This window comes from Clostridiales bacterium, assembly GCA_015243575.1.
Classification (GTDB): domain Bacteria; phylum Bacillota; class Clostridia; order Peptostreptococcales; family Anaerovoracaceae; genus Anoxybacterium; species Anoxybacterium hadale.
Map to the genome: position 1 here is coordinate 1,230,791 of CP042469.1, position 20,036 is coordinate 1,250,826.

The window sequence follows — 20,036 nt, forward strand, 5'->3', positions numbered from 1 at the left end:
GCTCAGATCGGCGGCGTCATCGGCCGAATGACTTCGTCTCTCCGAGGTATCCTGATTCGTTATTAAATAGATCAGGAATCGGTAATTCATTATTTACCCACTACCAATGGTCTGAAACGCAGACCGCCATAAGGATCGATATAAATAAACTTTTAACGATAAATTTCGACAAACTTCTTTTCCTTTAACAATACAGAAAACCCCTCTGGCTGATCAGCCTTATGGGGTTTTCTGCAGATGCTTAATAATTTGAGGAGAAGTATTCGCTTCTATATATTGAGATTCAAAGCGACATCGTAATTTGAGGAGGCTGCCATAATTCAAAGCGGGGGTGAAGGCATTGGTTACAGTCTTATCGGCACTTCACCCTGCCTCACTGTGAATTATGACTACTTATTAACTTTGCTATACTGTTGAAATCTCAACAGCATAAGCTCCATTTCCGCATCGGAGAGTACCACAGGCTCGCCGACACATTTACCTCTATAATAGATTTCTGCACAGAATTCAATTTCTTCTGCAATATTAAAGGCATTGGGCAGATCCGGTGCTACTGCCAGCAGGCCGTGATTTCCCATGAGTGCCGCATTTCTGTCCTTCATAGCCTCGAAGGCATTTTCTGCAAGCTGCTGGGTTCCGAAGGTTGCATATTCGGCACACCTGACGTCTTTTCCTGCAAGTGCGATCATGTAATGGGTTGCTGGGATTGGCCATCTTAGGCATGCCAGCACAGCCGAGAACATGGAATGGCAGTGGACTACAGAATTACAATCTTCTCTTCTCTCATAAAATATTTTATGGAGAAGATATTCGCTGGATGGCTTTCTGTTGCCGTCAACGATCGTTCCGTCAAGATCCATGACCACAACATCTTCCGGCTTCGTTTTATAATAATCCATACCACCCGGAGATATCGCCATGATCTTTTTTTCCCGATCAAATACGCTGATGTTACCGCCGGTTCCTTTTGTTAGTCCATGCTCAATCAGTTTAATACAATATTCAACAATGGCTTCTCGTTCATCTCTCATTAACATAATAGGCATTCTCCTTTATCTTTTTCAACCGCTTCATCACGGTATTCTCTCCTCTGCCAAAGTAATCATGCAGTTTCTTATATTCTTCATATAGTTTTTCATAAACTGGCACGTTCTCTTTAACGGGGGTGTAGGAAAAATCTTTGACCTTCCCCATGACGTTTGCTGCGGTATAAATATCATCATATCCGCCTCTTTTCTTACCTGCTGCTACAGCTGCGAAAATTGCAGCTCCTAAAGCAGGTGCCTGAGGTGAAGCGCCGATTTTGATCTCCATGTTTATAATGTCAGAATAAATTTGCATCATCAAGGGATTTTTCTCCGAAATTCCTCCTGCTGCATAGAATTCTTCGACAGGAACACCATATTCTTGAAAGGTTTCTATGATCATTTTAGTACCAAAGGCGGTAGCTTCTATCAGTGCACGATAAATTTCTTCTGGTTTTGTAGCCAGCGTCATTCCTATCATCAAACCAGTAAGGTCAACGTCAACCAAAACAGAACGGTTTCCGTTCCACCAGTCCAAAGCCAGAAGTCCCGACTCACCGGGCTGAAGCTTCTCAGCCTTCTCATTCAGAAGATCAAAAATTCCGATTCCTTTCTCTGCAGCTTCCCTCTCATATGCTTCCGGTACACAGTTTTCTCTAAACCATTGGAAATGATCACCCACGCAGGACTGGCCTGCTTCATAACCATAATACCCTGCAATGATGCCGTCTTCTACAACCCCGCACATTCCCGGCACCATGACCTCTTTCTCTCCAAGCATCATGTGGCAGGTGGAGGTCCCCATAATAGCAAGCATTTTTCCGGGCTCCGTAATTCCTACTGCAGGAACAGCAGCATGTGCATCACCGATCCCCACAGCTACAACGGTACCTTCCTTAAGTCCCGTTAATTGGGCAGCTTCTTTCGTCACGTATCCTGCCAGACTTCCAATGGGATAGACGGAAGGATTGAATTTCTCTTCAATGATGTTTTCCAGGTCGGGATGCAGGATTTTGAAGAACTCTTTCGAAGGAAAGCCCTCTTGTTTATGCCAAATGGCCTTATATCCTGCAGTACAGCTGTTTTTCCGTTCTTCACCTGTAAACTGCATGGTAATCCAGTCAGCGAGTTCCATAAATTTAGCGGTATCATGATAGAGCTGCGGATCTTCATCTAATATCTGCCATATTTTAGGAAACATCCATTCAGAAGAAATTTTACCTCCATAGCGGGGCAAAAAAGCTTCCTTCCTGTCCGCAGCAACTTGATTCAATTTATTTGCTTCCTCCTGCGCCGCGTGGTGTTTCCACAACTTCACATAGCTATGGGGATTGTTTTTGTAATGATCCTGAAAACAAAGCGGAGTGCCGCTTTGATCGACGGGTAACATGGTGCACTCTGTAAAATCACTGCAGATCCCTACAATATCCGCGCTGTCAACACCGGTCTTGGTTATGATTTCATTGATGGTAACTTTGATCGCATCGATGTAATCCTGAGGATGCTGCAGCGCAAAATCAGGCATTAGTTTTGTAGTGCCGTCGGGCAAACAGGTATCCATGACTCCGTGAGGATATTCAAACAGAGCCGTAGCGATTTCCTTACCGGAAACAATATCAACCAATAACGCCCTTGCTGACAGTGTTCCAAAATCGATGCCCAGAGTATATTTTGTACCCATAAAACCTATCTCTCCTTTGAATTTTATCTTGGGAATACAGATTACTTATCGTAATCCTTATTGACCAAGTTTTTTACTTCCCTGCCCTCAAGGAAGGCATTCAGATCTTCGGCCATGATCTCGGCGGATATTTTCACTGCGTTTCTTGAGGCGCCTGCGATATGATTTGTCAGAGTTACATTATCCAGCTTCAGCAGTGGATCCTCCTCTGCGATAGGTTCCGACTCAAATGTATCCAATGCGGCTCTTGCGATGATCCCGCTTGTGAGCGCTTCATAAAGGTCGCTGTAGTTAACCAGAGGTCCCCTTGCAGTGTTGACCAGAATCGCAGAAGGTTTCATTTTCTTCATAAATTCCATGTTGATCATCCCCGTGGTCTCTGGAGTCACTCTCATATGTAAGGATAAGATATCCGCCTCAGTCAGCAGTGTATCCAGAGCTACAAGCTCTGCATTGCTCTCAACTTGACTGATATAGGGATCATAGACCAAAACCTTACACCCAAACCCGCTGAGAAGTTTGCATACCTTTTCGCCTATATTTCCATAACCCATGAGACCGATTACCTTACTGGAAAGTTCATATTCCGTCTTGTCATACATATAATAATCATCGATCCACTTTCCCTGGCGTGTGGTCTCGTGACTTCTGGCAATATTCCTCGTCTCAGCGATAAATAGACCAACTGTAAATTCAGCCACTGCGGAAGAATTTCTACCTGGCGTGTTGAAGACTGGAAGGTTCATTTTCGTTGCAGCCTCAATATTCACGTTGATCGCACCGCCCCTTGTGACGGATATGGATTTTAGTTGCTTTGCATGTTCCAGTACCCTTTTGGTGATGGGAGAGGTATGAACCACAAGATGATCTACATCGCTGATCCGCTCGATAATATCTTCTTCACTGCCAACGAATTCCGTCACCTCTCCGTCGCTGTATTGAAGAGGAGTTATGGGAAAATCAACAGAAAAATTTTCGATCTGTAGATTTTCAATATGGCAGAGTTTTTCTCTTAGAGCTGTTTCCACAACCTCTTTCTTTATGAATAAATCGGTTACGGTCAGGATTTTCATTTTTTTTGCTCCTTGTCTGCCGGCTGCCCGTAATACGCGTTTTGCCCGTGTTTCCTAAGATAATGTTTATCCATGAGCGCACCTTGTATCCCGGTGATGTCTTGATTAATGGTTAGAGTCAGATAAGCCATTCTTGCCAGCTCTTCTAAAACTACACTGTTATGAACCGCTGTGAAGGGATCCTTACCCCAGGTAAAGGGGCCATGATTTGCCACCAGGATACCGGGCATTGCTTTATAATCTCGGCCTTCCATGGTACGAAGAATCACCTTGCCCGTATTGGTTTCATAATCTCCACCAATTTCCTCAGGAGTCAGTTCCGGCGTACAGGGAATTTCATGGTAAAAATAATCTGAATGAGTTGTACCAAAGCACTCAATCGGTCTTTTTGCCTGTGCCCATGCTGTGGCATAGGTGGAATGGGTATGTACGATCCCACCGATTTCAGGGAAGCCCTTATAAAGCTCCAGATGGGTTGGTGTATCGGATGAAGGGTTGTAATTGCCCTCGATCACATTTCCCGATAGATCGAGTACTACCATCATATTTGGAACCAGATTATCGTAGGAAACACCGCTTGGTTTAATTACTACGAGACCTTCCTCCCGAAGGATTCCACTCACATTCCCCCAGGTATAAATCACAAGTTTTTTCTCCACCAATTCCAGATTGGCTTCGCATACCTCTTCTTTTAGTCTGCCCAGTTTAATTTCGTCGTATCGTGCTGCCATGATCAATCACCTCGTTTTCTATCATCGGCTCATTTTAGCGGCTACTTTCTCTGCCACATCTTCCAGGCAGCCAAGATATTCAGCCGCATCCAGTATGGTATATTTATTTCTGACTTCCTTGGCGTAAAGAATTGCCTCTTTCAAATCTTCCTCGGTAAGGCCCAGTTCTTCGGGCTTTGCAGGCGCCCCCATACTCGTAAGAACGCTGATGATTCTCTGCGCGTCAGGAATCCTCGGGATCAGCTCCTCTTTTATCTGAGGCATCGATTCTTTGACTTTCTGTGCGTGTGCAAGCCATGCTTCTTTTTCAAATATTTTATTTTCATTTTCCTTAAAAATCTGAGGAGCACTATCTTTGAACACTTCCAGGATTCGCTTTTCATAAGCATCTTTATCCAACGAATTTTCATAGATCACGTTGATGTCAATATTCCTAAAGTCTCTTGATAAGATCTCATGATAAACTTCAATCATGACTAGGGTCATTACTGCGACTTCAATTCCATGGAGATGAACCGGATGATTTTTCATCATAGCCTTCATTCCGATGAAATGAGCCAAATGATGCTCTGCACCTGCAGCCGGCCGTGACTTTCCTACCCAGTGCATTGCAATGCCTGAGAGCATAAGCCCCTCCGCCAAGTCTTTGATGGCAGTTTCGTCTCGCTCTGAAATTTTCAGTGCATTGTTTGCGGTTTTTTCAACGATTTGATCTACTACATCAACTGTATTTTGGCAGTAACTTTCTCCGTTGATTAAATTGGAAATTCTCCAGTCAAAAGCCGCTGTTTTTTTGCATATCAGATCACCGAAGCCTGCAGCAACGAGTTTTGGAGGAGCATTTTTTAAAATGCTCGTATCCGCATAAATTGCCGTTGGATGAGTTGCGTTCAAGGTCTTTTTAATCCCATTCAGTACCAGAAGAGAGACTTCAGCAGAATATCCGTCCATGGAAGCTGCCGTTGGTATGGAAATATATGGGATGCGGCATCTGGAGCTTATGAATCTCGCAAGGTCATTGACGGCTCCCGAGCCTACCGCAATCATAAAATCGATGGTATCATCCAAATCTGCCATGATTTTTACGATGGAGGTTTCGTTGGGGAGCACCTGAGGCGAGTCAAACAGGCAGAGGGAATAAAGAATCCCGCCCTGATCCAGTGCTGCTTTGATCTTATCTCCGATCAACTCATTGAGAAGACTGTCTATTATAATGAAACCCTTGTTGTAGGTTTCACCCAAATTTTCTTTCACCGCTCCCAGCTTATCCAAGGCCCCTTTTGTTATGGAGATGTCCTTGATAGGCTGGCTGTGTACCTGGCCGCAGGAGCATTCAAAGCTATGGGCCTGCCAAATATTTTCAGGTATTATCATATTGATTCACTTTCCTGACTGAAATGAAATCAATCACTCAATTTCAGCCAATTGACAAAAATCACGTTTGGTATTTTGATAAAGGCTCAGATAAATCTCATATAGCTCGTTGTACCGTTCATTCCACTTGGTGTCGGGCTCTATGATCTTCTTTATCTTTGCGGCTTCCTTTGCAAATTTGCCGGGATTTTGATAGATTCCAAGGCCGGTGCCGCATATGATGGCATCTCCAAAAGGTGCTCCTGTAGAAATATCCGGAACGACGATGGGCATATTCAATACCGACGCTTTGATCTTCAGCCAGATATCACTTTTGCTGCCTCCGCCTACAGATCGCAGTTCTCTGATCGGTGCGCCGATTTTCTTTGCTTCGTCAATGTTATGCCTAAGTCCAAAAGCCGAACCTTCCAGAATGGCACGAATCATATCTTCCTTCCCAGTATTCAGACTCAGCCCGAAAAAGGCTCCTCTGGCGTAACTGTCCCAAATGGGTGATCGCTCTCCTGCCATATAGGGAAGAAAGATCAATTTATTAGAGCCTGGTTTTGACTTGGCAGCAAGCCGATTCATGGCATCAAAGGAACTTTCCCCTTCCCTTGCCTCGCAGCTTTCCTTATGATAGAGATTATCTCGGTACCACTTCAGGCATGCACCGGTTGTACTGTTTGCTCCGCAAAGCATTAGAATGTCTTTGAGACCATGATACATTTCAAATAGGAGACCGGGATCTCTCCATTCATCCGTACAGATATTCAGTACCGTTGAAGTACCGGTCATTTCCACTGCATCTCCGACATCAACCGCTCCGGCTTCCAAGGTGGCGGCACTGCCGTCTACCGTTCCGCAGACTACAGCGGTGGAAGTGCTCAGGCCCGTTAGTTTAGCAGCGCTCTCGCAGACTGTTCCGATGATAGAATCGTTCTGATATACCTGCGGGAACAGTTCTGTATCATAACCAATCAACTCCGCCAGTTCTTCAGACCATTGGTTGCGACGCACATCGTAAACTCCCATCAGGCTTGCATGAGCGATATCTGTCGTGACAGCACCGGTAAGCTTGTAATTGATAAATCCATTGATTTGCAGAATTTTGTAAGTCTTTTTATAAAGCTCCGGCTCATTTCTTTTAAACCACAGGATTTTGGAAGACAAATAATAAGGATCGATGCGGTTTCCTGTGATGCTTTTTACTTTGGCGCTTCCGATTTCTCTTTCCAAAAAATCAGTTTCCGGTTGAGACCGTCTGTCCATCCAGATTAAACCGTTTCTTAGAACATTGCCTCCCTGATCGATGGGAATCAATGTAGGTGCTTGGGAGCTTACGCCAATTCCTGCAATTTGACTTTTCTCGACTCCGCTGTCTCTGATCACACAGGAAATGGTTTCTACCGCAGCTTGCCACCAGTCTTCCGGATTCTGTTCTGCCCATCCTGATTTGATCAGATACAAAGGGTATTCCTTACCGCACTCCGCAATTTTTGTACCATCTTCGGCAAACAGAACTGACTTAACATTTGTAGTGCCGATGTCCATTCCAATTAAATATTTCGTCATAATACTCGCTCCGATAGCTGATGCGCAACGCCGCATCGTTTTAAATATAATTCCATATATAGAACAATATGGAATTAAAAAGGTTAAAGTGATCCCATTTTACTTGCTGTCTCTCGGTATCTAATTGTTTTTATGATCAGCCGATCAGTTCTTTCACTGTTTTTCCAAAAGACTCAAGCATTAGAAAACAAGAGGTAGCCCCTGCATCCAGTACTCCCCTGGAACGCTCCCCTAATCTGCTTGCTCTTCCAACCTTTGCAACTAAATCAATGGTGGAGTCTTTTCCTTTTTCTGCAGCAATAATCATTTGATCAAGGGCAGCGGCAAAGCCTTCTCCCATGCTTTCATTGAAAGCTTCCAGGGCAGGGATAAAGGTATCCAGCAAAGTCTTATCACCAACTTTTGCTTCCCCCAGGCTCTGAATTCCTTTTGCTGCATTTCCGAGCATTTCAGAAACGATCTGACTGTCGATTTCGTCCTTGCCCGCTGTAGCTTTGGACATTTCAAAAAACATGGTGCCATAAAGGGGTCCCATGGAGCCGCCGATTTCCATCATCAATACCATGGCAAGCTGTTTGAGACTCTCGGTCAAATCAAAATCCTTACCGCTGATTCTTTCTCCACAGATGGTAAAGCCTTTATTCATATTGATGCCATGATCCCCATCGCCGATTTCACCGTCGATTTTGCTCAGATAATCCTTGTTTTCCTGTATTGTTTTAATGAGATTTTCGACGATGATTTTACCGTCGCTGTTTTTAAAACTGCTCATCATGATTTCTCCTTATACAGATTGTTTCTTTGAAGCCAGTGCTCCTCATAATCATATCTTAGATTTTGAAATAGCCGGAACATACCTTGATATTTTTCGTGCTGTTCCTGATTGGCCAAAAACTCTTTGTCGATGGACTGCTCCGTCGGTGCAAACTCCTTTTCATGACCGAGTGCAACTTTTACCACAGATACAATCCCCTTGATACCAGCCTCTTTTCCCTGACCTCTTACCATGGTTTTTCCAAGGCTATCCGCTGCCATTTGACAGAAGGAATCGTTTTTGGACGCACCACCGGAAATGTAAACCCTGTCATTGGTCTTGGGAAGAGATGTAAAGCAGTCACAAAGAGACATTGCGATGCCTTCAAATGCAGCTCTCATTAATTCTTCTTTGCCATGGGTAGATTTTAAGCCAAAGAAGCTTCCTGCAGCGAAGGGATTGCGGAATGGTGCCCTTTCGCCCTGAAGATAGGGGTGATAGATCACGCCGCGGCTGCCGATGGGTACTCGATTGATGATCTGTTCAATCTCATCGTAGGTCTGGCCTGGATAGAGAAGTTTTTTTACCCAATCGATGGCGGCGGCTCCGCTCAGTGTCGGCATCGTACATACAAATTGATCCTTTGGAATATGAGAAAAGATCAGACCTTTATCAAAATCGATATCTGATTCTTCAATGATGGTCTGATTGGCCAATGTTGTACCTACTATGATGCAGGTATCCCCGGTCTTCACCGCTCCAAGGCCAACAGCAACTGCCGCAACGTCTATGGCACCTGCGATGACCGGTATTCCCCTTCTCAGACCCGTTTGTGCAGAAGCTTCTTCGGTGACGAAACCGATGATTTCTGTGGATGCTTTCGGTGTGGCAAAAAGCTCCATGAAATCAGATAGCTCCAATGCATCAAGAATCTCTTCGGAAAATTTTCGCTGCTTAAGGTTCATCAGTGCAGTCGTCATATCGGAATCATCACTGCACGCTTCTCCTGTCAGCTTATAATTCAGCCAATCCTTACAATGAAAAATCTTGTGGATTCTAGCAAGATACTCTGGCTCATATTCCTTCATCCAACGTAAAATATGGATGTTGGAACCTGCATAAAGGGGATTCGCGTCGTTCTTTATGCAGATTCCGTCTATTTCTTCCTTGTTAATAAGCTTTAAATGCTTTGTTCTTGTGTCGTTCCAAAGAATCGCATTCCGTACTGGGTTTCCCTCTTTGTCGATCGCCCACAAGCCGTCCCCCTGGCCAGTTATTCCAATCCCAGCTATTTTACTGAAGCTCGCGGAATTGTTTTTCGACAACTTTCGCAGCAGCCGGCAGAGGCTTTCCCAGAGCAGGATCATATCCAACTCGCATGCGTCCTCTGAAGGCATGAACAGGTTCACATCCTCCGTCGCCGAATCGATAAAAATACCTTCTTCCGATACGATTGCCGCCTTGATACAGGTGGTTCCAGCGTCTATGCCTAAATAAAACAAAGCATGCCTCCTGTGTTTCTATTTTTGAAACTGCTTCATACCCATGGTATCCACTTCCATGTCGATGAGCTCTTTTAATTCGTCATCCAGCTTCATCAGCGTAAGTGTAACCCCCATCATTTCCAGTGAAGTGAAGTAATTGCCAACATAAGAACGGTGTACTTTGATTCCCTTTTCTGAAAGAATTTGCTCCACCTTGTTGTAAACGATGTAACCTTCCATAATCGGGGTGGCACCAAGACCGGAAAGCAGTACAACGACTTCATCTCCTGATTCAAAGGGCTGGTCGGGCAGAATGATATCCAGCATGATCTGCGCCATCTCATCTGCAGTTGCCAAATCAGCAACCTTGATGCCAGGTTCTCCGTGATGACCGATTCCTACTTCCATAGTACCTTCTTTTATTTGAAAGTTTGGCTTTCCTACAGAAGGAATGGTGCACGGAGTGATACCAATCCCTACGCTTTTCGTGTTGTCGATGGCTTTCTGAGCAGCGGCGATTACTTCGTCCAGACTTCCGCCCTTTGCAGCTTTAGCACCGCCAACCTTCCACATCAGAATTTCTCCGGCTACGCCTCTTCTTTTCTGAGATTCTTCTTTCGGAGCTGAAGCGACATCATCATTGGCAACGACTGTCTTAACCTCAAGGCCTTCCATTTCTGCCATCTGTTTCGCCATCTTAACATTCATATTGTCTCCGGCATAATTTCCGTAAAGACAAGCGATGCCTTTCCCTCCGTCAGCTTCTTTGAATGCTTCGAAAAAAGCTTTGGCTGTTGGAGATGAGAAGATTTCTCCCACTGCAACCGCATCTACCATGTTTTTACCTATGTAACCGATAAAGGCAGGTTTATGTCCGGAACCGCCTCCCGTAACAATTCCAACCTTTCCGGCTGCGGGCGCATTTACATATTTGATGACCCTTGGATTCTCTGTTTCTGCTACGATATCTTTATGATTTTTTAAAAATCCTTTTAGCATATCTTCAACAACAAGATCAGGATTATTAATTATTCTTTGCATGCGATTGTACCTCCTGAAATAAAATCTCTTTCGTATTCCATAATCCGGTCTACCTTGGAGGCAGAACCTCCGCCTTGGAATTCAGAATTCATCCAGATTTCTACCAGCTGCTTTGCCAGTTCTGATCCAATGACTCTTGCTCCCATGGTCATAATCTGAGCATTGTTGCTCTTTCTGGCCCTCTCGGCAGAGAAGCTGTCATGGCATACCGCCGCCCGGATTCCCGGAACCTTATTGGCTGTTATTGCCATTCCGATCCCAGTACCGCAGAGGAGGATTCCTCTGTCATGCTTTCCAGCCGCAATGGCTGCGGCAACCTTGACTGCAGTGTCAGGATATAGGGAGGCGTCTTTGTTATAGACTCCATAATCCTCTGTTTCATAGCCCAGATGGGTCATGTGCTCAATGATGATCTGCTTTAGGTCGAAAGCAGCTTCATCGCAGCCAATGGCTATTTTATTCATCTTTCCGCCTCGCTTTCTTCTAGCCTTTTAAATGGAATTCCTTAGATTAAGGAATTAGAATTACTTTCAATGTTCCCTCTGCACCCTTTTCGGCGGTTTTGAATGCAGCTTCCCACTGTTCCAGCGGGAACTGATGGGTTACAACACCCTTGGTCGGCATCTTGCCATCCTTGATCCAACCTGCCACAGCATCGTAACAGTATGGGCTCAGGTGTGCACCATACAGGTTCAGCTCTTTTCTGTCGCTGATAATGCTCCAGTCAACGGTAGTAAGATCACCGAACACACTGAATTCAACGAAGGTTCCCATCTTTCTGATGGCTTCCAACCCCTGTTTTACACTGGATGGATGGCCTGTTGCTTCGATATAGATATCGCAGCCGTAGCCTTCGGTTAATTTCTGAATCTCTTCGACTACATTGACTTCCAGAGGATTCATAACCATGTGCGCGCCGAATTCCTTAGCAAGTGCAAGACGATCTGGTTTTGTATCAAGAACAATAAAGTTTTTCGGATTTTTCATCGCAATATAGCCTACCATACCCAGACCCAAGGTTCCGGCGCCTGACAAAACAACTACATCCTCATTGGTGATGCCGGCTCTGTCAACGCAGTGCTTGGAACAGGCATAAGGTTCGATCAGAATCGCTTCTTCGATTGCCAGCTCTTCTGGAACATGATAGTTCAACGCTTCCTTGGGGAATTTCATATATTCTGCCATGCCGCCATTAACATTGTTCTGAAATCCGTATACATCATGCTTTTGGCACATCCAGTGTCTCCCGGTCTTACAGAATTTGCATTCCCAGCAAGGAACGATCTGCTCGGAAATCACTCGGTCTCCAAGCTTAAAATCACCTTTTACGTTGCCACCCATTTCAACGATTCTACCGATAAACTCATGGCCGGGAGTCATGGGAGCCTTGATATAAGGCGGATTTCCTTCGCCGCCCCAGAAACTGGGAGCACCGTGGTAGGATTTCAGATCTCCGGCACAGATACCGCAAGCCTCAACCTTAATTACGATTTCTCCTTCTCCTGCTTTTGGTACAGGAACTTCTTCCAATTTAAAGCATCCAGGTTCGTAAGCAACTAAAGCTTTCATTGTTTCAGGAATGTTTGACATTTCATTTCCTCCCTTTCTTGATACCTAGTACATTTATTAACGCTGTACTAGCATTAAACTAATATTTTCTCCCCTGTATTTACATCGAACAGGTGGGTTTTTTCTGACTTCACTTCAAGCTTGACGATATCTCCCTGCCTGTATCGTTTTTCATCTGTTGTAATCAGAGTGAGGAAGCCCTCTCCAACACGGAAGCTGATTTTTTTCTCATCTCCCAGGTTTTCAAAGACAGATATTTTTACATCCGAGCCCTTGCTGCCAGTACCCCCGATCATAACATCAGACGGTCTGACTCCAAGCCTGGCCTGCATTCCTTCACGCAAAACAGGATAATACCGCTCAGGAGCAGGAATCAAAATATCTGCATCCTGCAGTTTGAAGAGAAAACTGTCTTCCTTTTTTTGAACTTCTACCGTCATGATGTTCATCGGAGGTTCTCCGATGAAGCCGGCGACAAATTCGTTTACAGGATTATCATAAACTTCGAAAGGAGTCCCATATTGCTGCAGCTCTCCGTCCTTCATGATTGCAATCTTATCAACAAGAGACATGGCTTCCATCTGGTCGTGGGTTACAATAATGGTTGTACATTGGATCTCATTATGGAGTCGTTTGATCTCCGTCCGCAGCACCTGTCTCATTTTTCCGTCCAGGTGAGACATTGGTTCATCCAGAAGCAAAAGCTTTGGTTTTCTTACGATGGCACGGGCCATATTAACCCTTTGCTTCTGCCCTCCGCTAAGCTTTCCCGGTTTCATTTGAAGAAGATCATCGATCTTTAGCAGCGGTGCAATTCTGTCGATTTCCTCTTTGATCACCTCGTCATTTACCTTACGTGCTCTCATATTGAAAGCGATGTTCTCATAGACACTCAGCGGCGGATAAAGTGCATAATCCTCAAAAGCAAGACCGATTCCTCTGTCCTGCGGCTGAATTTTATTTACCACAGTGTCTCCGATGATGATTTCACCATCAGTGATATCCTCAAGTCCTGCGATCATCCTCAGGGTTGTGGTCTTACCGCAGCCTGATGGTCCCAGGATTCCAATAAATTCTCCATCTTCACATTCCAGATTCAGATTGTTCACTGCGTAGGGGTTTTGGGCTGCACCTTTTTTGCCTTTTTTATTTTCATATCGTTTATAAAGATTTTTTAATATCAGCTTCGCCATTATTCCACCCCCAACAATTCAGCCTGATTATGCCGGTATATGTACTTGTGATCGTCGGCATTGAAGAACATTGCACGTTCCATTTTAATTTTCACAAAGATCTGCTCGTCGAGGTTTGCTTTCAGATCGTTTGGCGCGACCAGTCTCAGGAGCTGTCCGTTCACATCAATCACAAGGATGGTTTTATTACCAATGGGCTCCACGCTGTAGACCTTTCCTTCTATGTAAGAGGCATCTTCCTGCTTAAAGCTGAAGGTGAGATCATTTCCGCGAAGGCCAATGCGAACATTCTGATAACCGCCGGATTCGATCACATCGGAAACATCCTTTTCAATCGCATAGCCGGTTTCCTGACCCAGCATTAGCGCATACAGCATTCCATCCTGTTTCACCAGCTCGATATCAAAGAGATTGATTTCCGGTTCACCGATGAATTTTGCTACGAACTCATTTGCCGGAGTAAGATAGACTTCGTCACCCGTACCAATCTGAAGAATTTTCCCTTCGTTGATGATAGCAATTCTGTCACCTAGGCTAAGGGCTTCCATATAATCGTGGGTTACATAAATAGTTGTAGTGTCAAAGGAACTCTGCATCTCCTTGAGTTCTGCTCTCATAAAGTGCCTTAGCTTCGCGTCAAGGTGAGCGATGGGCTCATCCATGAGAAAGACATTGGGCTCTCTTACGAGACAGCGTCCAAGTGCGGTTCTCTGTCTTTGTCCGTTGCTGACCTGACTTGGCAGACGATCCAGCAGATGGTCAATCTTCATCATACTCGCAACGCGCTGAACTTCCTTTTTGATGGTTTCCTCATCCTTCTTATAAAGTGGGCTTCGCATCGGTGATGCAATATTGTCATAGATAGAAAGATGGGGATACAAAGCATAGTTTTCAAATACCATGGATACATTCCGTTTGGCAGGCTCCACGTAGTTTACATTCTTGTCATTGATCTTCACTTCTCCAACCTCAGGAAACTCAATTCCCGCAATGACCTTGAGAATCGTTGTTTTACCTGCTCCAGCAGGGCCGAAAAGGACGAAGAATTCTTTATCCTTTACTTCGATATTGATATCATCAAGAGCAGTGAGCGATCCGAATCGTTTTGTTATATTACAAAGTTCTATTTTTGCCATATTAAATCTCACCCTATCCTTTTACTGCGCCGAAGCTCAATCCACGTACGAGATGTTTTTGTATGATGAGCGCTAAGATGACTTCAGGAAGTGCAGCAACCCCTGCAGCTACCGCCATCTGTCCGTAATGAACGGTATCTGAACCGATATATCTGAGAGCAGCAACCGTAACTGTCTCAATTTTGAATCCACTCAGAAGAAGCGGGAACGTAAAGCTGTTCCAGGCAAAGATGAATGCCAGCAGTGAGGAAGCTACCATACCCGGCTTGATCAACGGTACGAGGATTTTCATAAATACATGATACCAAGGGTATCCGTCCAGATTAGCTGCCTGTTCTACTTCAACAGAGATTTCCTCAAAGTATCCTCTGAGCACCCAGATCAAAAGAGGCAGCGTAATGAGCTGATAAACCCAGATTAGTCCGAAATAGGTATCATAAAGGCCAATTTTTTGATAGATCATGAAAAGTGGCAATATGACCAAAATTTCAGGAGCGAAACGAAATGACAGGATTGTAAATGCCAAGTCTTCCTTTTTTGCAAAGTTATATCTTGCAAAAGCATACGCCGCCGGGACTCCAACGATCAGGGAAAGCAGAACCGCTCCTCCGCTGACGATAATATTGTTGACAAAGGCTTTTATGTAGTCTGCGCCTTCAAGCAATACGATTCTGTAATTATCCAGTGTCGGTGTAAATATGAAGGTTGTTGTATACATCTGCATATCACTTTTAAAGGATATGATTATTAACCAAATTAACGGGAAAATCGCAAAGATCGCATAAATTCCGATTACCACGTTTGCTGAAATATTTTTCAGCAGATATTTTGTTTTATTTTCCATCGTGATACTCCCCTCATCCTTAATTGCCTTGGGCACTCTTCTGGCCGCGAAGCCAAGCGCCGACAAGTTTCTGACTTATGATATAAATTACAAACCACAATACCAATAAGAACGGTACTGCCTTACCTAGATTTGAAAATGCAAAACCCATGTTGTATCCGGTTAAGGACAGATTCATGAGGGTGTTTCCAGGTCCTCCCTTTGTCAAAGCAAAGATAATGCCATATTCCTGCATAGATGCCATGAGTCTGAAGATAAGGGCGATTAATATAAAGGGTTTCAAAAGAGGCAGTGTCAAAGTTTTAAATGTAAACCATGGCGATCCGCCATCGATTTTTGCGGATTCATAGGGGGATTTTGGCAGAGACTGAAGTCCTGCAAGCATGAGCAGCATGACAAAAGGTGTATAAACCCAGAAATCAATCATCGCTGCGGTAAATAATGCTGTCGAGGCAGAGGATGCCCATGGGAAGTTGTAAACACCGAATAAATTCAAGAATTTTTCTACGATGCCCACAGAATTGTTAATCATGAGCTGCCAAATCAGTGTTGCGATTACAGGTGCAATCATTAGCGGGAAAATCAGGACAATTCTTAATATTTTTGTGTATCTGCTTTCACGGACGAGCAGCAGTGCCATTCCAAGGCCTGCGATCATTTCTGTTCCAGTCGTCGCAATGGCATACTGAGCAGTCACAAGACATGCATGCCAGAAATCTGCGGACTTGAACATCGTGATCCAGTTTTTCAGTCCTACAAACTTGTAGTCAATGGATCTGAATGAGAAGTCTGTAAATGAGTAAAAAATCGCTGTCGCAAAGGGATATAAAATACCGATTGTCAATAATAGCGCCGGAAGAATAATCAGATACGGCCGTGCTTTAACAGAAAAAGGTATTTTGTTTTCTTCCAAAGTGATGTCTTTCATCGTTCCTGATGTCTTTTTCAGGATATTTGCTGGTGTCGCCAATTGTATCCATCCTCCTCATATTATTCCTTCAGGGGGGAGGGCTTCCTCCTACCTATTGATAGGAATTGCTATAATTCATGAGATAGAATAAGGGAGGGAACCCTCCCCTATTCTACTGATTGATTGCCTTATTATTCAGCTTCTACGTCTTCTACGATCGTATCCATTTTATCTTTAAGCTGGTCCATAGCATCCTGAACGGAGCTATATTTTCCTGCTACGATATCCTGAAGGGTTGCAGCCCATTCAGTGGTTGTCTGGAAGAAGTGAGGCTGAGGTGTGAACTGGATTGTGGTTCCCGGTACAGTAGCGTTGAATGTTTCAATGTATCCAGTGTTGGATGCAAGAACTTCCTGTACTTCGGGGCTTTCAAATACTGACTTTCTCGGCGGATCTACGCAGTTTCCTTCGGTGATGGACCATTTCTGATAGTCAGCACTTGTGAAATACTGTAGGAACAACCAAGCAGCGGTCTTGTTTTTGGAAGCATCATTCATGGCCATTGACCATGTCCAGAGGTTGGAATTGATTTCTGTCTTTCCTTCTGGAAGCGGAGGAGCTACCCAAGCCAGGTTTCCAGCTTCTTCGGATGCGCCTTCGGGATTCTGGAAGTATCCGTTACAAGTTGCGTCAAACAGCATTGCAGCTTTTCCTGCACCGAAGTCAGCACCTGCCTGATACCAAGTGTAGCTGGACCATGATGGAGCTCCGCCTTCTTTGATCAGCTTAACCCACATTTCAGTCATTGCTACAGCTTCAGGAGAATTAACCTGGGATACCAGTTTTCCGTCTTTAATGTCGAAGTCAACTGCTCCGTAGTTGGAGTATGTAGTCATATAACCCGGGTGGATGGTTCCCCAGTTTCTTGCTCCTCTGATTGCGAGAGGATACGTTCCGGGGCCGCCGAATTCCTTCAGCTTGCCGCATACAGCAAGGAGCTCTTCCATAGTTTTGGGAGGTGTAAGTCCCAATTCGTCAAAGACTCTCTTGTTGTACGCAAGTACGTTGGATTCGAATCCAAGTGGAAGTGCCCACAGAGGACCGCTTCCTGTTTTGTGCCCTGCTTTGAGGTCCCATCTGAGACCGCCGATGATACCTTCATAAAAATCGTCTACATTATAAGAGGGATCTACCATATTAGGATCGTTCAGGAACTGATCCAGATCAGCTGTGTAACCAGCCGGCGCATATTCCCAAATCTGATAAGCTCCTGTCATGAACAGATCAGGATCTCCCGAACGGGAATTCAGCGCAATGGTTAATTTGTCAAAGTAATTTTCTTCGGGAGTCAGCGAGTATTCAACCTTGATTCCTGTCTTCTCAGTGAACTCAGGAATTTTCTTGATAATCGCTTCTGCATAAGGATGTTGATTGAACATAATCTTGACTGTGGAACCGCTGGCCATATCCCAGCTGAACCCATCGGCGCCCGCTGCAGGTCCTTCCGTTTGCTCTGCCTTTTGTCCACATGCAACCATGCTCATGGGCAGAATCAATACGGCCAGTACTACAGCTAGAATTTTGAGACCTTTTGATTTTTTCATTTTTCTCCTCCTTATAAATTTGCTTGTCGAGAATAATTATCACTTTTCAAACAATATTCCCTAGGTTTCATTATAAGGATCGACTGGTTAAATTGAATCAAATATATTACGAAATTTAACACTTTTGATCGTTAATTATTTGTCCAACTTTGACTTTCTATCGTAATATTTTACTAATATTCAGATTATTTTTAATGTTAATCTAGGAGGACAATATGGTATAATGGTTGAAAATCCATACGTTTTCGGTAGTTGAAAGGCTAGATTGGGTGAAGAGATGAAATTTTTCAGTATTAGAAATAAAATCTTTTTATTTTACACCTGTTTTATTATGATCCTTTTATCTTTGGTCGGTTATGTTCTCTATTCCTTGTTTTTTGATACGTTAAAGGAATACCAAATCAATTATTCCATTGAATTAGCGAACAAAACTCAATATAACCTGGAATTCTTTCTGAGCACCGTCAACAACACCGCAGCACTGCTCTCAAACAACTCCAGTATTCTAGCGGAATTATCCAGCGGAAACGGAGAAAATAAGGAAGAGATCGATAAATTTCTAGAGACGACAGTCAGTGCCCATGCATACCTCAAGGGAGTCTATATCATAGGACAAAACGGTAATGTTTATGTGAGTGATCAGAGGATTAAAGCCGAAGATCTTGCTCAGTCTTTTGAAAATATTATCTCTAACGAATCCGGTGATGGTTTTTATAAAGATTCCTATACCTATAAATATCATAGTTCCTATAACGCACGTACACTTACCTATTCGAAACATATCTATGACTATAAAAACCATATCGACTATGGTCTTTTGATCATTGCCATCAACTATGATTTCCTGAGAGAGTTAATTTCCACTGCATCCGTTACGCTGGTGAATAAAATGCTGGTGGTGGATCCCGAGGGTGAAACCCTCTTTACCTTCCCTTTCAATGCCTACCTTGACGAAGTAATCTTTAAGCATCCGGAAGTTCTATCTGAGACGAACCTTCGTTTTACAGACAAGGTATTCGGAGAGGAAAGCATCATTGTGTCCGATACCATCAAGTACAGCAATTGGAAGATTATAAGCATCCATCCCCTGAATAATATTCTTCAGGATATTCGGAATCTATTTGTTGAGATGGTCAAAATGATTGCTATGTTTTTTATTGTCACCGCGTTTTTTGCATACTTATTTTCTTATAGCATTACTAAGCCAATCATAACATTGCGAAGAAGTATGAAGCTGGTTGAAAAAGGAAACCTTGACGTAAATGTGGATGTCATTAATAACGATGAAATCGGAGAATTGACTGCAGCCTTTAATAGAATGGTGATGCGGATCGATCAGCTGATCAAACGTACCATTGAAAATGAAAAGCAGAAGGCGGAAATGGATTTTAAAATACTGCAGGCACAGATTAATCCTCATTTCCTATATAACACGCTTGACTCCATAAGGTGGATGGCGACACTGCAAAATGCCCCTATCGTCAGTACCATGACCTCATCAATGATCAATCTTTTAAAATATAACTTTTCCAGAAAGGACACACTCGTATCGCTCAGTGAAGAGATTGATAGTGTCAAAAATTATGTATCCATACAAAAATATAAATATGGAGATGTATTTGATATCGTGTATCATATTCCCGAAGAGATCCTGGAGTATAAAACCATCAAGTTTATTCTCCAGCCAATTGTGGAAAACTCCATCTTTCATGGATTTGAAAATATCGAACATATTGGTCTCATTGAAATTTCCGCTTATGCGAAAGAAGACCATTTGTACATAAAGGTATCCGATAACGGAGTCGGCATGACTGAAGAGCAGAAAGAAAACCTCATTAACAGAAAGCCCAGTAATCAGAAGTATCTCGAAATCGGAATTAAGAATGTAGATGATCGGATCAAATTCTACTGCGGAGAGGATTCAGGACTTACACTGGTGAGTGAACTGAATATCGGAACGACAGTTACCTTTAAACTTCCTTTAAATATCAATATGTGATATTACACTTTCTCAAGGTGCATGACAATAAAAATAAAAAACTTGTGATGGTACAAAGAGCCAC

General features: G+C 43.7%; 17 protein-coding genes. 1 reads left to right on the top strand and 16 read right to left on the bottom strand.

What is annotated here, in order from left to right:
• Positions 1–389: 389 nt before the first annotated feature.
• The 16 genes from FRZ06_05365 to FRZ06_05440 form a co-directional block, all read right to left on the bottom strand.
• Positions 390–1,037 (bottom strand): L-fuculose-phosphate aldolase, encoded by a 648-nt coding sequence (locus FRZ06_05365; GenBank protein QOX62814.1) that lies wholly within the window; start codon positions 1,035–1,037, stop codon positions 390–392.
• Positions 1,021–2,706 carry a ribulokinase gene (araB, locus tag FRZ06_05370; protein QOX62815.1) on the bottom strand — a complete coding sequence of 562 codons (1,686 nt, stop codon included), beginning with the start codon at positions 2,704–2,706 and terminating at the stop codon, positions 1,021–1,023. The genes FRZ06_05365 and araB overlap by 17 nt, the downstream gene beginning before the upstream one ends.
• 41 nt (positions 2,707–2,747) lie before the next feature.
• Entirely contained in the window at positions 2,748–3,779 is a 1,032-nt protein-coding gene (locus FRZ06_05375) for an oxidoreductase (GenBank protein QOX62816.1), read from the bottom strand.
• On the bottom strand, positions 3,776–4,510 hold the full coding sequence (locus FRZ06_05380) for an L-ribulose-5-phosphate 4-epimerase (protein QOX62817.1): 735 nt from the start codon (positions 4,508–4,510) through the stop codon (positions 3,776–3,778). Before FRZ06_05380 ends, FRZ06_05375 begins: the two co-directional genes overlap by 4 nt.
• Positions 4,511–4,531: 21 nt before the next feature.
• Positions 4,532–5,884 carry a sn-glycerol-1-phosphate dehydrogenase gene (locus FRZ06_05385; protein ID QOX62818.1) on the bottom strand — a complete coding sequence of 451 codons (1,353 nt, stop codon included), beginning with the start codon at positions 5,882–5,884 and terminating at the stop codon, positions 4,532–4,534.
• A 33-nt stretch (positions 5,885–5,917) separates the two neighbouring features.
• Complete coding sequence (locus tag FRZ06_05390) at positions 5,918–7,474, bottom strand: hypothetical protein (protein QOX62819.1); 1,557 nt, start codon at positions 7,472–7,474, stop codon at positions 5,918–5,920.
• 100 nt (positions 7,475–7,574) lie between these two features.
• A complete protein-coding gene (gene dhaL, locus FRZ06_05395; protein ID QOX65841.1) occupies positions 7,575–8,210 on the bottom strand; it encodes a dihydroxyacetone kinase subunit L in 636 nt (211 codons plus the stop codon).
• Entirely contained in the window at positions 8,210–9,694 is a 1,485-nt protein-coding gene (locus tag FRZ06_05400) for a carbohydrate kinase (protein ID QOX62820.1), read from the bottom strand. Before FRZ06_05400 ends, dhaL begins: the two co-directional genes overlap by 1 nt.
• A gap of 18 nt (positions 9,695–9,712) precedes the next feature.
• Positions 9,713–10,717 carry a dihydroxyacetone kinase subunit DhaK gene (locus FRZ06_05405; GenBank protein QOX62821.1) on the bottom strand — a complete coding sequence of 335 codons (1,005 nt, stop codon included), beginning with the start codon at positions 10,715–10,717 and terminating at the stop codon, positions 9,713–9,715.
• Positions 10,705–11,181 (bottom strand): ribose 5-phosphate isomerase B, encoded by a 477-nt coding sequence (gene rpiB, locus FRZ06_05410; GenBank protein ID QOX62822.1) that lies wholly within the window; start codon positions 11,179–11,181, stop codon positions 10,705–10,707. The genes FRZ06_05405 and rpiB overlap by 13 nt, the downstream gene beginning before the upstream one ends.
• A gap of 46 nt (positions 11,182–11,227) precedes the next feature.
• A complete protein-coding gene (locus FRZ06_05415; protein QOX62823.1) occupies positions 11,228–12,307 on the bottom strand; it encodes a zinc-binding dehydrogenase in 1,080 nt (359 codons plus the stop codon).
• Between the two features lie 53 nt (positions 12,308–12,360).
• Positions 12,361–13,479: an ABC transporter ATP-binding protein gene (locus FRZ06_05420; protein QOX62824.1), complete on the bottom strand. Its 1,119-nt coding sequence runs from the start codon at positions 13,477–13,479 to the stop codon at positions 12,361–12,363.
• Positions 13,479–14,615 (bottom strand): ABC transporter ATP-binding protein, encoded by a 1,137-nt coding sequence (locus tag FRZ06_05425; GenBank protein ID QOX62825.1) that lies wholly within the window; start codon positions 14,613–14,615, stop codon positions 13,479–13,481. Before FRZ06_05425 ends, FRZ06_05420 begins: the two co-directional genes overlap by 1 nt.
• A gap of 13 nt (positions 14,616–14,628) precedes the next feature.
• A complete protein-coding gene (locus tag FRZ06_05430) occupies positions 14,629–15,459 on the bottom strand; it encodes a carbohydrate ABC transporter permease (GenBank protein QOX62826.1) in 831 nt (276 codons plus the stop codon).
• Between the two features lie 19 nt (positions 15,460–15,478).
• A complete protein-coding gene (locus FRZ06_05435) occupies positions 15,479–16,387 on the bottom strand; it encodes a sugar ABC transporter permease (GenBank protein ID QOX65842.1) in 909 nt (302 codons plus the stop codon).
• 173 nt (positions 16,388–16,560) lie between these two features.
• Positions 16,561–17,973 carry a sugar ABC transporter substrate-binding protein gene (locus FRZ06_05440; protein QOX62827.1) on the bottom strand — a complete coding sequence of 471 codons (1,413 nt, stop codon included), beginning with the start codon at positions 17,971–17,973 and terminating at the stop codon, positions 16,561–16,563.
• Positions 17,974–18,250: 277 nt separating this feature from the next.
• Between FRZ06_05440 and FRZ06_05445 the strand changes: the two genes are divergently transcribed.
• A complete protein-coding gene (locus tag FRZ06_05445) occupies positions 18,251–19,972 on the top strand; it encodes a sensor histidine kinase (protein ID QOX62828.1) in 1,722 nt (573 codons plus the stop codon).
• Positions 19,973–20,036 lie beyond the last annotated feature (64 nt).

What these genes read in the sequence shown, in the direction of transcription:
- FRZ06_05445 (QOX62828.1), top strand. Translation starts at nt 18,251, where the DNA reads ATGAAATTTTTCAGTATTAGAAATAAAATCTTTTTATTTTACACCTGT.
- FRZ06_05420 (QOX62824.1), bottom strand. Translation starts at nt 13,479, where the DNA reads ATGGCGAAGCTGATATTAAAAAATCTTTATAAACGATATGAAAATAAA.
- FRZ06_05405 (QOX62821.1), bottom strand. Translation starts at nt 10,717, where the DNA reads ATGCAAAGAATAATTAATAATCCTGATCTTGTTGTTGAAGATATGCTA.
- rpiB (QOX62822.1), bottom strand. Translation starts at nt 11,181, where the DNA reads ATGAATAAAATAGCCATTGGCTGCGATGAAGCTGCTTTCGACCTAAAG.
- dhaL (QOX65841.1), bottom strand. Translation starts at nt 8,210, where the DNA reads ATGAGCAGTTTTAAAAACAGCGACGGTAAAATCATCGTCGAAAATCTC.
- FRZ06_05385 (QOX62818.1), bottom strand. Translation starts at nt 5,884, where the DNA reads ATGATAATACCTGAAAATATTTGGCAGGCCCATAGCTTTGAATGCTCC.
- FRZ06_05380 (QOX62817.1), bottom strand. Translation starts at nt 4,510, where the DNA reads ATGGCAGCACGATACGACGAAATTAAACTGGGCAGACTAAAAGAAGAG.
- FRZ06_05365 (QOX62814.1), bottom strand. Translation starts at nt 1,037, where the DNA reads ATGTTAATGAGAGATGAACGAGAAGCCATTGTTGAATATTGTATTAAA.
- FRZ06_05425 (QOX62825.1), bottom strand. Translation starts at nt 14,615, where the DNA reads ATGGCAAAAATAGAACTTTGTAATATAACAAAACGATTCGGATCGCTC.
- araB (QOX62815.1), bottom strand. Translation starts at nt 2,706, where the DNA reads ATGGGTACAAAATATACTCTGGGCATCGATTTTGGAACACTGTCAGCA.
- FRZ06_05435 (QOX65842.1), bottom strand. Translation starts at nt 16,387, where the DNA reads ATGAAAGACATCACTTTGGAAGAAAACAAAATACCTTTTTCTGTTAAA.
- FRZ06_05390 (QOX62819.1), bottom strand. Translation starts at nt 7,474, where the DNA reads ATGCGGCGTTGCGCATCAGCTATCGGAGCGAGTATTATGACGAAATAT.
- FRZ06_05375 (QOX62816.1), bottom strand. Translation starts at nt 3,779, where the DNA reads ATGAAAATCCTGACCGTAACCGATTTATTCATAAAGAAAGAGGTTGTG.
- FRZ06_05415 (QOX62823.1), bottom strand. Translation starts at nt 12,307, where the DNA reads ATGTCAAACATTCCTGAAACAATGAAAGCTTTAGTTGCTTACGAACCT.
- FRZ06_05440 (QOX62827.1), bottom strand. Translation starts at nt 17,973, where the DNA reads ATGAAAAAATCAAAAGGTCTCAAAATTCTAGCTGTAGTACTGGCCGTA.
- FRZ06_05430 (QOX62826.1), bottom strand. Translation starts at nt 15,459, where the DNA reads ATGGAAAATAAAACAAAATATCTGCTGAAAAATATTTCAGCAAACGTG.